General features: G+C 68.5%; 8 protein-coding genes and 1 pseudogene. 8 read left to right on the forward strand and 1 reads right to left on the reverse strand.

The features are described from left to right. Positions 1–491: 491 nt before the first annotated feature. Together secA and ACE3OG_RS11000 are read left to right on the forward strand one after the other, a co-directional pair. Complete coding sequence (gene secA / locus ACE3OG_RS10995; protein WP_374308525.1) at positions 492–3,284, forward strand: preprotein translocase subunit SecA; 2,793 nt, start codon at positions 492–494, stop codon at positions 3,282–3,284. Between the two features lie 1,216 nt (positions 3,285–4,500). Beyond that, positions 4,501–5,004 (forward strand): annotated as a pseudogene (locus tag ACE3OG_RS11000) (glycosyltransferase family 4 protein); the annotation flags it as partial. A 91-nt stretch (positions 5,005–5,095) separates the two neighbouring features. On the opposite strand, the gene ACE3OG_RS11005 reads toward ACE3OG_RS11000, so the two are convergent. After that, positions 5,096–6,619 carry an LTA synthase family protein gene (locus ACE3OG_RS11005; RefSeq protein ID WP_374308527.1) on the reverse strand — a complete coding sequence of 508 codons (1,524 nt, stop codon included), beginning with the start codon at positions 6,617–6,619 and terminating at the stop codon, positions 5,096–5,098. A 188-nt stretch (positions 6,620–6,807) separates the two neighbouring features. Here ACE3OG_RS11005 and ACE3OG_RS11010 point away from each other — a divergent pair, with 188 nt between their 5' ends. The 6 genes from ACE3OG_RS11010 to ACE3OG_RS11035 all read left to right on the forward strand — a co-directional run bounded on the left by ACE3OG_RS11010 (position 6,808) and on the right by ACE3OG_RS11035 (position 13,623). Then, positions 6,808–8,097: a capsule biosynthesis protein gene (locus tag ACE3OG_RS11010; RefSeq protein WP_374308529.1), complete on the forward strand. Its 1,290-nt coding sequence runs from the start codon at positions 6,808–6,810 to the stop codon at positions 8,095–8,097. Between the two features lie 8 nt (positions 8,098–8,105). Then, the gene (locus ACE3OG_RS11015) at positions 8,106–9,380 is read left to right on the forward strand and encodes a hypothetical protein (RefSeq protein WP_374308531.1); all 1,275 of its coding nucleotides are present in this window, start codon (positions 8,106–8,108) and stop codon (positions 9,378–9,380) included. Next, positions 9,377–10,180: an ABC transporter permease gene (locus tag ACE3OG_RS11020; RefSeq protein ID WP_374308533.1), complete on the forward strand. Its 804-nt coding sequence runs from the start codon at positions 9,377–9,379 to the stop codon at positions 10,178–10,180. The genes ACE3OG_RS11015 and ACE3OG_RS11020 overlap by 4 nt, the downstream gene beginning before the upstream one ends. After that, positions 10,177–10,896 carry an ATP-binding cassette domain-containing protein gene (locus ACE3OG_RS11025; RefSeq protein WP_374308535.1) on the forward strand — a complete coding sequence of 240 codons (720 nt, stop codon included), beginning with the start codon at positions 10,177–10,179 and terminating at the stop codon, positions 10,894–10,896. Before ACE3OG_RS11020 ends, ACE3OG_RS11025 begins: the two co-directional genes overlap by 4 nt. Continuing rightward, positions 10,893–12,215: a glycosyltransferase family 4 protein gene (locus tag ACE3OG_RS11030; protein ID WP_374308537.1), complete on the forward strand. Its 1,323-nt coding sequence runs from the start codon at positions 10,893–10,895 to the stop codon at positions 12,213–12,215. Before ACE3OG_RS11025 ends, ACE3OG_RS11030 begins: the two co-directional genes overlap by 4 nt. Positions 12,216–12,276: 61 nt before the next feature. After that, entirely contained in the window at positions 12,277–13,623 is a 1,347-nt protein-coding gene (locus ACE3OG_RS11035) for a glycosyltransferase family 4 protein (protein WP_374308539.1), read from the forward strand. The last annotated feature ends 5 nt before the right edge of the window (positions 13,624–13,628 follow it).

The raw sequence follows: 13,628 nt of genomic DNA on the forward strand, positions 1-13,628 counted from the left end.
AAGGCTCCCGGACGTCGAGCACGATGGTCCCTCAGGGAGCGCCATGATGCTGCGTGTTGGCTTTGGCGGTTGACGCGGGCGTCGTATGACGAAGCTTCGCGAGGGCGGCAGGGAAAGAGCATGGCGCGGCGGCTTTGACAAGGCCCGCGCGGCCGGCGCGGGCCGGCCCGTCTCGCCCGCCGTCTCCCGCGCCCTGTTTGACAAGGGGCGGGCGCGCCCCTATGTGTGCGGCGGCGTATCGGACATGCTGGCGAAGCCTGGGCCTTGCTGGCGGCGCCTAGGCCTGACGCGCCAGGACACAAGGCGCCAGGACGCGAGGCGCGCCCAAAGCCGCGCGCGGGACGCTCAGGGCGCCGGAACGGCCCTTCGCTCACGCCGGGCTTCCTCCTATATGGGCTGTGGGAGCCGCTTCGCGCAAGGCGCGGACCGCGGCCGGGCCCCGCGCGCTCCTGACTTCCCCCGGCGCGCGCGACCGCAGGAGTTGACTGACGATGCTGGCCTCTTTCGCGAAGAAGATTTTCGGCTCGGCGAACGAGCGCCGGCTGAAGAGCTACAAGCCGAAAGTCGCGGCGATCAACGCGCTCGAGCCGCAGACGCGCGCGCTCTCCGACGCCGAGCTTGCGGGCAAGACGGCGCAGTTCCGCGCCGAGCTTTCCGCCGGCAAGACGCTCGACGACCTGCTCGTTCCCGCTTTCGCCGTGGTGCGCGAGGCGGCGCGCCGCGTGCTCGGCCAGCGCCATTTCGACGTGCAGCTCATCGGCGGCATGGTGCTGCACGAGGGCGCCATCGCCGAGATGCGCACCGGCGAGGGCAAGACGCTGGTCGCGACGCTCGCGACCTACCTCAACGCGCTCCCCGGCACGGGCGTGCACGTCGTCACCGTCAACGACTATCTCGCCCGGCGCGACGCCGAATGGATGGGCCGCGTCTACGGATTTCTCGGCCTTTCGACGGGAATCATCGTGCACGGCGTCGAGGACGAGGAGCGCCGCCGCTCCTACGCCGCCGACGTCACCTACGGCACGAACAACGAGTTCGGCTTCGACTATCTGCGCGACAACATGAAATACGAGCTGTCGCAGATGGTTCAGCGCGGCCACGCCTTCGCCATCGTCGACGAGGTCGACTCGATCCTGATCGACGAGGCGCGCACGCCGCTGATCATCTCCGGCCCGTCCGACGACAAGTCCGACCTCTATAACCTCATCGACAAGGTGATGCCGAGGCTCGACCGCGAGGATTACGAGGTCGACGAGAAGCAGCGCGCGACGAGCCTGACCGAGATCGGCAACGAGCATATCGAGGAGCTTCTGCGCGCGGCCGGCGTCGAGATCGAGGGCTCGCTCTACGAGGCGGCCAACGTCACCATCGTGCACCACGTCAACCAGGCCTTGCGCGCGCACAAGCTGTTCCAGCGCGACAAGGACTATATCGTCCGCAACGGCGAAGTCGTCATCATCGACGAGTTCACCGGCCGCATGATGCCGGGGCGGCGCTATTCGGAGGGGCTGCACCAGGCGCTCGAAGCCAAGGAGCACGTCCAGGTCCAGCCCGAGAACGTGACGCTCGCCTCGATCACCTTCCAGAACTATTTCCGCCTCTACAAGAAGCTCGCCGGCATGACCGGCACGGCCTCGACCGAGGCCGACGAATTCGCCGAGATCTACAAGCTCGACGTCGTCGACATCCCGACCAACCTGCCGGTGCGACGCCTCGACGAGGACGACGAGGTCTATCGCTCGGCCGAGGAGAAGCTGCGCGCCATCGTGCGCGAGATCGAGGCGGCCAACGCCAAGATGCAGCCGCTGCTCGTCGGCACCACCTCGATCGAGAAATCCGAGCAGCTCGCCGAGGCGATGAAGCGCGAGGGCTACAGGCAGATCGATTTTTCGCAGCCGCAGGCGCTGCAGAAGCTGTACGAGGCGGCGCGCAAAGGCGAACCCTCGAAGCTGTTCGCCGTGCTCAACGCCCGCTTCCACGAGCAGGAGGCCTATATCGTCGCCGAGGCCGGCGTGCCCGGGGCGATCACCATCGCCACCAACATGGCCGGCCGCGGCACCGACATCAAGCTCGGCGGCAACGTCGACATGCGCGTTTCGCAGGAGTGCGAGGGGCTGCCCGAAGGCGCGGAGCGCGAGGCCAGGGAGGCCGAAATCCGCGCCGAAGTCGACGCGTTCAAGGCCAAGGCGATCGCCGCCGGCGGCCTCTACATCGTCGGCACCGAGCGGCACGAGAGCCGGCGCATCGACAACCAGCTGCGCGGCCGCTCCGGCCGCCAGGGCGATCCCGGCCGCTCGAAGTTCTTCCTGTCCCTCAAGGACGACCTGATGCGCATCTTCGGCTCCGAGCGCATGGAGTCGATGCTGGTCAAGCTCGGCCTCAAGGAGGACGAGGCGATCGTCCATCCGTGGATCAACAAGGCGCTCGAGAAGGCGCAGCAGAAGGTCGAAGCGCGCAACTTCGACATGCGCAAGAACATCCTGAAATACGACAACGTCATGAACGACCAGCGCAAGGTCGTGTTCGAGCAGCGCCGCGAGATGATGGCGAAAGATTCGCTCGAGGAGATGGTCGGCGAGATGCGCGAGGGCGTCGTCGACGACCTCGTCTCGCGCGCCGTGCCGCGCGACTCCTATCCCGAGGCCTGGGACGTCGAGGGGCTCGCGCGGGGGGTCGTCGAATCGTTCAACGTCGAGGCGCCCGTCGCCGACTGGGCGAAGGAGGAGGGGATCGACGAGGAGGCGCTGCGCGAGCGCCTGCAGAAGGCCGTCGACGAGTCCTACGCCGCGCGCGCCGCGCGCAACGGCCCGGACCTCACCCGCTACATCGAGAAGCAGATCGTCCTGCAGGCGCTCGACCATCTGTGGCGCGAGCATCTCGTCACGCTCGACCATTTGCGTCAGGTCGTCGGCTGGCGCGGCATGGCGCAGCGCGACCCGCTCAACGAATACAAGTCCGAGGCCTTCGAGCTGTTCGACGAGCTGATCGCGCAACTGCGCCAGACCGTCACGGCGCAGCTGTCGCGCGTCGAGGTCGCCTTCGAGGCGCCCGAAGCGCCGGAGGGCGGCTTCGCCGAGGCTTTCGCGCCGGCGCCGGCGCCGCTCGAGACGGCGTTGTCCTTCGCTCCGGCCGCCGCCCTCGACGAAGGCGGCGCGACGGCGACGCTGCAGCGTCCGTCGCCGGACGCCGGGCTTGCGGGCGACTATCCGAAGGTCGGACGCAACCAGCCCTGTCCCTGCGGATCAGGCAAGAAGTACAAGCATTGCCACGGCGTCCTGACCTGACGCGTCCGACCTGACGAAGCGCGGCGCCGATGACGCCGCGGCGCCGTTTGAGCGCGGCGGGGACGCCTCCGCGCGGCGCCGTGGCCCGCCGCGCGCGCCTCTATGATGTGCGCGAACGCACATCGTGAAAAAGGCGGCATAGCCTACTGATCAACCGCCCGCCGAAACGTTTTCGGATTTGCGAACACGCCGTGATTTCGCGCCGGCTCGCGCCGATCGGGCGCGTTTTCGTTCCGTGCGCAGGCGCGTCAAGCCCTGCGCGCCGAATTGAAGTTGCATTCCGGGAAAATGTGTCCTAAAAGTGGCGAAGCCTTTAATTCGGCGTCTGGCGAAGAGGGCGGCTCGGCCGGTTTATGCTTCAGCTCAGATGAAGGAAGACGTTTTTCCGTCGAGGAGCAAGAGCTTTCGGTTATGCGTCCTGATGAATAGTGATGTAACAAAATTCAATAATCATCATAACTAAAAATATTCATAACATATTTGTAGGAAAATAAACAGTCTGTAAGCTTCGCATAAAGAGAATGTGACTGGACTTGGGCGTAGCCGCCTGATACCGGTGCTTACAAGAGAGCGCGCTGGATTCAATACTTCTGAACTCATGCAACCGCAAGTAGTCGTGCGCTGCTAATACTTGCAGGCTTTCGTCCTGGAGTCCGTCGCGATGAACCTGTTGCCGTGGCCCGTCGATCCCCTGAGGGCTGAAGCGGCGGCTCCCCCTGTCGATCTGCGCCTCGCCGACGTCGCCGCCGGGGAAGCCTTCTTCGCCGTTTGCCTGCCCCCGCCCGTGCATGGCCAGTCGCTGGTCAACGCTTCGGTGGCCAGGGCCGCGACGGAGCTCGGCGGCGCCGGCCGCGTCGAGATCTGCGACATCGGCCCGGGCGCGAACAAGTTCGGCCTCCAGTATCATCTGACCCGCGTGTCGCGCGTTCTCGGCGCTGCGGCGCGGCTGCTGCGCGGCGGCCGCCGGCCGGGCCGGCGCTTCTACACGGTATTCGAGTCCGGCTTCGGCGTCGGCTACAATTTCCTGCTCGTCGGCCTCGCGCGCCTGCTCGGCCATGACGTCGTGCTGCACCATCACACCTCGGAGCACGCCTTCGTGCGGCAGGGGCGCTTCGCGCTCCTGCAGAAGCTGATGGGCCCGCGCGGCCTCAATGTCGCCCTGTCGGAGGAGATGGCGGAGAACCTGCGCATCCTCTATCCCGACATGCCGCCGATCATGGTGAGCCACAACGCCTGCCATATCGCGCCGCCCGACGACCTCGCGCCGCGCGCGCCGCGCGACGGCGGCAAGCTGCGCGTCGGCTTCCTCAGCAATCTGTGCCGCGAGAAAGGCCTCGACGTCGTCCTCGACGTCGCCGGGAAATGCCGCGCGCGGGGCCTTGACGTGACCTTCGTCTTCGCCGGCCCGACCGTCGGCGAGGAGGCGGCGTCCATGCTGGCCGAAGGACGCGAGAAGCTCGGCGACATGATCGAGGCGATCGGCCGCGTCGACAAGAAGGCCAAGGAGGACTTCTTCCGCTCGATCGACGTCTTCCTGTTTCCCACGCGCTATCGCTACGAGGCGCAGCCGCTGGTGCTGCTCGAGGCCATGAGCTTCGGCCTGCGCCCGGTCACCACCAATTGCGGCTTCGTCGCCGAGCTCGTCGGCCGCTACGGCGCCGTGTTCGAGCCGGACGAATATCTCAGCGAGATGATGGCCGACGAGCTGCAGCGGCTCGTCGAGGCGCCGCAGTCGGTGCGCACCAGCGCCGACGACGTGCGCGGGCATTTCATGCGCCTGCGCGCCCGCGCCGGCGAGCAGCTGCGCCAGCTCACGCGGGTCCTGCTTTCGGCCCGCCCGGCGGCGCGCGAGGCGGATCTCGCCGTCGTCGTTCCGCCGCTCGCGCCGCTGCCGCCGGCCGCGCCCCCGCGCAGGCGACCGCCGCCGCCAGCAGCTCCGAGCACCGCATCCGCCGCGCCGTCCACCCCTCCGCGCGCCCGGGCTCCGGCGGCTCGTCGAGCCGGGCGAGCGCGTAGTCGGTGGCCAGCAGATCGTCGACGCCGGGCAGGTCGAGCGCCGGCAGATGGTCGCCAAAGACGCAGAGCACGACGGGGCCGGGCAGGCGCGCGAGGCCTTCGCATAGCGCGCCGATCATCCGGTCGGCGTTGACGAGATGCTCCTTGAAGCAGTCGAGCCCGGTCTTGCCGGGTCCGAGCCGTCCCGCCCGCCAGGGGCCGTGGTTCTCCATCGTCGCCGCGAAGATCAGCGCGGGCCTTGGCGTCTGCGCGGCGAGGGCCAGCACCTTCTTCGCGACTTCCGCGTCCGACACGTAAGGGCCGGCGCGTGAGGCCCTGGCGAAGTCGGCTCCGTCGACGAAGCGCTCAAAGCCAAGGTCCGGGACGACGCGGTCGCGGTCGAAGAAGCGCGCGTCGTTGGGATGCACGAAGATCGTGCGCCAGCCGGCGTCGCGCAGTCCGCGCGTGAGCGCGCCAGGCCCGAGCGCCGCGCTGGCCAGATAGGGGTTGAAGCGCAGCGCGCCGAGCCGCGCGTTGGGCAGGCCGGAGAGGAAGGAGAACTCCGCGCGCATGGTGTTCGCGCCATAGGCCGGCGTCTCGAGGCGTCCGCTGCTGCGCGCGCGCGCGCGCAGCGCCGCGAAGGCCGGCAGGGCGGGGCCGCCGGCGAAGCGTTCGCCGGAGAGGAACGACTCGCATTGCACGGCGACGATGAGCGCCTGCGCGTCCGCGAGCGGGGCGGGCGCGCGGGGCGGGGCGTCCGGCGCCGTGCGCAGGGCGAGGGCTCCGGCGTAGAGCGAGCCGAGAAGGCCGGCCTCGGCGATGGCGCGGTCGGCCTCCCCGGCGGCGTCCTGCGCGCACGTCGCCGGAGAGGCGCCGAGCGTCGTCAGCAGGGCGAGGGCGGCGGCGAAGGCGCAGAAGACGGAAAGGCCCGCGGCGGCCGAAAGCGGCGGCTCGAGGGCGATCGCGCCGAGCGCCGCCAGCGTCCCCGCCGCGATCGCCCACACCCGCCAGTCCCGCTTCGAGGTGTAGTACATCCGGGGGTGGCGCAGGATTTGCCTGATCAGCAGAAGATCATGGACCACCAGCCGCTCGCGCAGGATGCGGCGCTTGCCGCGGCTCGCCGCGACCAGCGTCGCCACGGCGACAAGATAGAGAATTATTGAGGAAATCGGTCTAAAAAGGGTCAGGCAGAACAGGCCGCCGAGAAGCGCCGCATGCGCGAGGAGCCGCAACGCGGGCGCGCGCCAGCCGCGCGCGCGGGACGGGCCGGCGACGGCGTCGAGGGCGAGCCCGACGGCGAGCGCCGCGAGAGCCGCGGCGAGGGCGACGGGAGCGGTCATGGTGCGGTCACGTCGGGAGTTTGGATCGGCTCGCCGCGGCGGCCGCGCGTTGCCATTGAGAAACGATCAACATAAAGATGCCGTGATTGCGTCGTCGCCATGAATAAGCCGAATATGCCCATTTAGTGAACAGATCGCGAAGCGGGGCATGTCGTCGTTTGTTTTATGTCTTTCGGAAAGAGTGGGAAATGGCCAGCGAGTCCGGAGCGCTTCAGACCAGACATTTCCTGTTTCTGCAAGGCAATTCGAGCCGGCTGTTCGCGCGCCTGCGCCACTCTCTTCTTGAACGCGGCGCTGGCGTTCACAGGATAAACTTCTGCTGCGCCGATCATTTGTTCTGGGGCTCGCTCCGCCACAGCTCGCGCTACGCGGGCTCGCTCGAGGACTGGCCGGCCTGGTTCGCGCGTTTCATCGAGGCGCGGGGCTTCACCGACGTGCTGCTGTTCGGCGACTGCAGGCCCTATCATCGTCCGGCCGCCCTGCTCGCGCGGCGGGCCGGCCTCGCCGTCCACGTGTTCGAGGAAGGCTACCTGCGGCCGAACTGGATCACCATGGAGCGGGGCGGCGTCAACGGCTTCTCGCCGCTGCCGCGCGATCCGCGGCGCTACATGGCCGAGGCCGCGCTGGGCGGCGAGCCCGAGGAGCGCCCCGCGGCGCAGAGCTTCGCCGAGCGGGTCGCGCTCGACCTCGCCTTCCATGTCGCCAACGCGCCGACGCGTCTTTTCTATCCGCGCTTCACGCGCCATCGGCCGGCTTCGCCCCTGGCCGAGGCGCGCGGCTGGGCCGGCCGCCTCGCGCGCGGGCGCCGCGAGCGGCGCGCGACCGTTGCGGCGCTCGACGCGCTGAGGGGCGCGGGCTCGACCTACTTCCTGTTTCCGCTGCAGCTCGACGCCGATTCGCAGATCCGCTCGCATTCGCCGTTCGCCTCGATGTGGGAGGCCTGCGCCCTGACGCTGCGCTCCTTCGCCGACCACGCGCCGGCCGACGCCGCGCTGGTCGTCAAGCTGCACCCGCTCGACAACGGCCTTTCCGACTACCGCCGGCTCCTGCGCGCGCTGGCGCGCGAGCGCGGCGTCGAGGCCCGCGTCGTCTTCGTCGACGGCGGCGACCTCGCCGCCCTCATCGAAGGAAGCCGCGGCGTCGTCACCGTCAACAGCACCGTCGGGCTGATGGCGCTGCGCCAGGGCCGCGCGGTCAAGTGCCTCGGCAGCGCCATCTACGACCTGCCGGGCCTCGCCCACCAGGGCGGGCTCGACGGCTTCTGGACGGCGCCCGCGACGCCCGACGCGCAACTCGCCGCCGCCTTCTCGCGCATCGTCAAGCGGCGCGCCCAGATCAACGGCGGCTATTTCGGCGCGCGCGCCCTCGATCTCGCCGTCGAGGGCGTGCTCGGCCGCCTGCTCGGCGCCGCGCCCGAGCGCGCGCCCCAGCGCGTCGAGCGCGAGGAGGCGGAGCTCGCCGGAGCTGCCGCGCAATGAGCGAGGAAATGAGGCAAATGTCGATGCTGAACGTCGTCTCCAGCCTCCAGGACCGCGGTGCGCAGCTTCTGCGCGCCCGCCGACTCGCCGCGCGCGCGCCGGAAGCGGAGCCGGAGGAGCGCGACCTCCTTGATGAGGAGTTCGGCCGCGGCCTGCGGCCGCCGGAGGCGAGCCCGCGACGCTCCACGACGGTGCGCGTCTCCTTCCTGCTGTGCGTCGCCCTGCCCACGGTGCTCGCGAGCCTTTACTACGGGTTCTTCGCCAGCAATCAGTATTTTTCCGAATTCAAGTTCTCGGTGCAGGCCTCGGACGCCCAGCCGGCGGGTAACAACGCGGCTTCGGCGGCGCTGGGCGGCCAGGCCAAGGCGGGCGCCTTCCTTTATAATTTCGCCGTCATCGAATTCGTGAAAAGCCGGCAGGCGATCGACAACGTCGAGAAGATCGTCGGGCTGCGCTCCCGCTATACGACGTCGATCGCCGACTACCTCGCCCGCCTGCCGGGGACGGCGAGCATCGAGAATTTCGTCAACTACTGGCAGGGGATGATCGACGCCACCTTCGACATGACCACCGGCGTCGGCGTCGTGCGCGTGCGCGCCTTCACGCCGCAGGACGCGCTCGACGTCGCCAACGCGCTGATGCGCCAGTCGGAGGCGCTCGTGAACGAGGTCGCCCAGCGCTCGCGCGACGACGCGATCCGTTTCGCAGAGGAGGATCTCGGCCGCGCCGAGCAGCGCCTGAAGAAAGTTCGCCATGATCTTTTGGAGTTCCGCAACTTCCAGCGCACGGCCGATCCCGGCCGCGACGCCTCGAACGTGATGGACCTCGGCGCCAAGCTGCGCGGCGACCTCGCCCAACTGCGCTCGCAGCTCGCCACGGCGAGCGTCAGCATGGCGCCGAACGCGCCGACGATCACCCAGCTCAAGACCAAGATCCGCTCGACCGAGGAGCAGCTGCGCGCGGCGGCCTCCGAGATCGGCGGCGGCGGCCAAGCCGCCGACGGCAAGCTCTACGCCGCCCAGCTCGCCCGCTATGAGGATCTCCAGGTCGAGCGTCAGTTCGCCGAGCAATTGTGGTCGGCCAACCTCAACGCGCTCGAGACGGCGAAATCCAACGCCATCATGCAGCACACCTATCTCGCCGCCTTCGTGCAGCCGGCGCTCGCCGAGGAGTCGATCTATCCCAAGCGGCTGCTCAACATCGCCCTGGTGTTCGGCGCGAGCGCGCTGTTCTGGATGTGCGGCCTGCTCATCTATTACTCGCTGAGGGACCGCGTCGCATGACCAGCGCGGTTCTGCGCCGCAGCCTGTCGTCCCGAATCGAGCTCCAGCTGCGCATCGTCGCGCTGCTCGCGCTGCGCGAAATCAGGATGAAGTTCCATGAGTCGCGGCTGAGCTACATGCTCGCCGTGGCCGAGCCGGCGATGCAGATCGCCGTGATCTTCTTCATCTTCTGGGCGATGGACCGCCAGCCGGACTTCGGCACCAGCGTCTTCCTGTTCCTCATCACCGGCTTCATCCCCTATCTGCTGTTCACCAACATCTCGTCGGCCTGCGCTGGATCGATCCGCGCCGCCCGCGGCTTCCGTCACCTGCCGTCGGTCAACCCGCTCGACATCGTTTTCGCGCGTGGGCTCCTCGAATTCCTCACGCACGCGCTGGTGTTTTTCTTCGTCCTCGTCATTATGTGGATATGCGGCATCCCGGACGCGCGCGCCGTCTATCCGGACGTCGCCTTCGCCGCCGTGCTCGCCTCCGGCTTCCTCGGTATCTCGGTCGGCCTCCTCAACGCGGTGATCGCGCATTTCTTCCTGAGCTGGCGCGTCATCTATGGCGTGCTGACGCGCTCCCTGCTGTTCATCTCGGCCGTGTTCTACGTGCCCGACTACATTCCGCAGCAGGCGCGCGTGGTGATCGCCTGGAATCCGGTGCTGCACGCCATCGAGTGGTTCCGCACGGCCTTCTACATGACCTATCCGGCGAGCGTGCTGGACAAGGGCTATCTTCTCACCTTCTCGGCGGTGTGCCTGACGATCGGGCTCGCCGCCGAACGGCTGATCCGCGCGCAGGACGCCGCGGCGTGACCATCCGCCTGCATCGCGTGCACAAATCCGTCGGCGAGGGGCCGCGGCGCGCCCATGTGCTGCGCGGCGTATCGGCCGCCTTCGCCGCCGGCTGCTCGGTCGGGATCCTCGGCCTGCCGCGCTCCGGCAAGTCGACGCTCATCAAGGCGATCGCCGGCGTCGCCGAGCCGGACGCCGGCCGGATCGAGCGGCGCGGCCGCGTGTCGCTGCCCGTCGGCAGCGCGGCCTATCTCAACCGGGTCATGAGCGGGCGCGAGATGATCCTGTTCATGGCCCGGCTGCACCGCATCGACCATCGGCCGATCGTCGATTTCGTGCGCGCCTTCAGCGGAATCGGCGCCGCGCTCGACGAGCCGATGGCCGACTGGACGCGCGCCGACCGCTCGGCCTACCTGTTTTCAATGTCCTATGGCTTTCCGGCCGATTTCTACGTCGCCGACGAGATCATCCTCGGCGGACAGGGGCGCTTTCGCGAGCGTTGCGGCGAGCTCATCCAGGCCCGCCGGCGCAGCGCCGGCTTCGTCTTCGCGACCGCCGTCCCGCGTTATCTCGAGCTCTACGCCGACGTCGGCTGCGTGCTGCACGAGGGCGAGCTCGAGTTTCATCCCACCGTCGCCGCTGCGATCAAGCGGTTCAGGCAGCTTCGGCTAGCCGCCCGCGTCAGCGAGGATCTGGGCGCGCGCGACGTCATGACGGATTTCCCGGAGGAAGGTTGAACGCCCTTTTGCTGATGGATCTGACGCGCCTCGTCGGCAGGCCGCAGATCGACACGCCGACCGGAATCGACCGCGTCGAATTCGAATACGCCCGTCACCTTCTCGCCGGCCATTCCGAGCGGCTGCGCTTCGTGCTGCGCTGGCGCGGCCATATGCGCATCGTCGGCAGGCGCGCGACCATCGCCTTCCTTGATCTCGTCGAGGAGCAATGGCGCTACAACAAGTCCGGATCCGGGCGGCGCGCGACGCGCCGGATCGAAGCGTTCCTCGGCGATCCCGGGCTCGGCGAATTCGCCGCCGCGTCCGATTCGCCGGGCCGCCGCTCCGCCGCGCGAAAACTGTGGCGGCTCAAGGCGCGCATGATCGCGACGAGCCGCAGGCTGAGCGCCGGGACGCTCGGCGCGCATGGCGGGCTTTACGTCAACGTCTCGCATGAGGGGCTGCACAGCGACCTCGGCATCAGGCCGCTCGTCGAGCGCGGAGCGCTCGCGCCGATCTTCTTCGTGCACGACCTCATTCCGATCACCCATCCCGAATATGTGAAGCGCGGCCGCGCCGCGCGCCATCGCGCCCGCATGGCGACGATGCTGAGCCTCGGCGCGGCGCTGATCGCCAATTCGCGGCACACCGGGGACATCCTGTCGCGCTACGCGATGGAGGAGGGCTTCGCGCCGCGTCCCGTGGCGGTCGCCCCGCTCGGCTCGGGCTTTCCCGCCTTCCCGCGGCCGACCGAAGAGCCGTCCGCCGCGCCCTTCTTCGTCACGCTCGGGACGATCGAGCCGCGCAAGAACCACATCTTCCTGTTGCAGCTCTGGCGCCAGCTTGTCGAAGCGCAGGGCGAGACGGCGCCTAAGCTGCTCGTGATCGGCCGGCGCGGCTGGGAGAACGAGAACGCCGTCGACCTCATCGAGCGCTGCCCGGCGATCCGTTCGCACGTGCTCGAATGCGCCGCCGTCAGCGACGACGTGCTCGAATATCTGATCTCGCGCTGCCGCGCGGTGCTGTTTCCCTCCTTCGCCGAAGGCTACGGCATGCCGCTCGTCGAGGCGCTGGCGCTCAAGGCGCCGGTGATCGCCTCCGACCTTCCGGTGTTCCGCGAGATCGGCGCCGCCGCGCCCGAATTTCTCGATCCGCTTGACGGGCCGGGCTGGGCGCAGATGATTCGCGCCTACGCCGAGCCCGGCTCGAGCCGGCGCGCGGCGCAGCTCGAACGCATCGCGCGCGTCGAGCTGCCGAACTGGGAGCGCCATTTTTCCGTGTTCGACAAGCTGCTCGCCTCCTGCGCCAGCCTCCTGCGTCCGGCGAAGGCGGCGGTCTGATCCTTCCTGCGTCGCTGCGCGCGCGCGCCGGCGCAGCCCTTTCCGAGCGGAGCCTGCGAACATGTCCGAGCCGCCCATCGCGCCGCCGTCCGGCGCGCAAAAAACCGTCCTGATCGACGCCTACAATCTCGGCCTTGAGAAGGGGACCGGCGTCGCGACCTACGCGCGCAACCTCTCCTATGTCGTCCATGACATCGGCCACAGGGTCGACGTGCTCTACGGCTCGCGCGCCGCGGTCGGCATGACGCCGCTCATGAAGGAGATCGCCTTCTTCGACCAGAACGTCGGCGAGCCGCCGTGGTGGGAACTCGCCTGGCGCCGCACGCGGCAGGTGGCGGAATCGGTCGGCGGCCGCACGGCGGCGCCGGTGCCGATCACTGGCACGGTGATCGCGACGCCGTTCCGCTCGCGCCTGCCCTATTTCGACCGGATCTGGAACTATCCCGACATCTTCGGCGCGGCGCACGCCCATTTCCGCATCTATCGCAACCGCCTGCGCATAAACCTTCCAGAAAAGCCGCAGATCGCGCACTGGACCTATCCGATCCCGATCGTCATGCCGGGCGTCAAGAACGTCTACACGCTGCACGACCTCGTGCCGCTGCGCCTGCCCTACACGACGCTCGACAACAAGCGCCGCTATTACCGGCTGACGAGGCAGATCCTGCAGAAGGCCGACGCCATCGTCACCGTCTCGGAGCGCTCGAAGAAGGACATCGCCCAGCTGTTCGACTTCCCCGAGGAGAAGATCGTCAACACCTACCAGGCGGTCGAGATTCCGGCGAAATACCGCGACAAGCCGGAAAATCTGGTCAAGCAGGAGATCGAGGGCACCTTCCGCCTGAAATACAAGGAGTATTTCCTGTTCTTCGGCTCGATCGAGCCGAAGAAGAACATCGGCCGGCTGATCGAGGCCTATCTCGGCTCCGGCCTCGACACGCCGCTCGTCATCGTCGGCGCGCAGGCGTGGAAGTCGGAGCAGGAACTGCGCCTGCTCAACGACCAGAGCGTGCGCTATCTCGAGACGATCGGCCCGGTGACGCTGACCCGCGACCGCGTCATGCGCCTCGACTACGCGCCGTTCCCGCTGCTCGTCAGCCTGATCCGCGGCGCGAAGGCGGTGACCTTCCCCTCGCTCTACGAAGGCTTCGGCCTGCCGGTGCTGGAAGGCATGCTGCTGGGGACGCCGGTGCTCTCTTCGACGGAGGGCTCGGTGCCCGAGGTCGCCGGCGACGCGGCGCTGCTGATCGATCCCTACGATCCGCGCGCCATCGCCGAAGGTCTGCGGGCGCTCGACTCCGACGCCGACCTGCGCGGCCGGCTCTCGCTCGCCGGGCGCAAGCGCGCCCAGCTTTTTTCGGCCGAACGCTTCCAGCAGCGCATGGCGCAGGTCTACGCCGGTCTGTGACCTGC

It is taken from the genome of Methylocella sp. (genome assembly GCF_041905455.1).
Classification (GTDB): Bacteria; Pseudomonadota; Alphaproteobacteria; order Rhizobiales; family Beijerinckiaceae; genus Methylocapsa.

Excerpts from the sequence above, each read along its gene's own strand:
- ACE3OG_RS11035 (WP_374308539.1), top strand. The coding sequence starts at position 12,277 with ATGTCCGAGCCGCCCATCGCGCCGCCGTCCGGCGCGCAAAAAACCGTC.
- ACE3OG_RS11005 (WP_374308527.1), bottom strand. The coding sequence starts at position 6,619 with ATGACCGCTCCCGTCGCCCTCGCCGCGGCTCTCGCGGCGCTCGCCGTC.
- ACE3OG_RS11010 (WP_374308529.1), top strand. The coding sequence starts at position 6,808 with ATGGCCAGCGAGTCCGGAGCGCTTCAGACCAGACATTTCCTGTTTCTG.
- ACE3OG_RS11020 (WP_374308533.1), top strand. The coding sequence starts at position 9,377 with ATGACCAGCGCGGTTCTGCGCCGCAGCCTGTCGTCCCGAATCGAGCTC.
- secA (WP_374308525.1), top strand. The coding sequence starts at position 492 with ATGCTGGCCTCTTTCGCGAAGAAGATTTTCGGCTCGGCGAACGAGCGC.
- ACE3OG_RS11015 (WP_374308531.1), top strand. The coding sequence starts at position 8,106 with ATGAGGCAAATGTCGATGCTGAACGTCGTCTCCAGCCTCCAGGACCGC.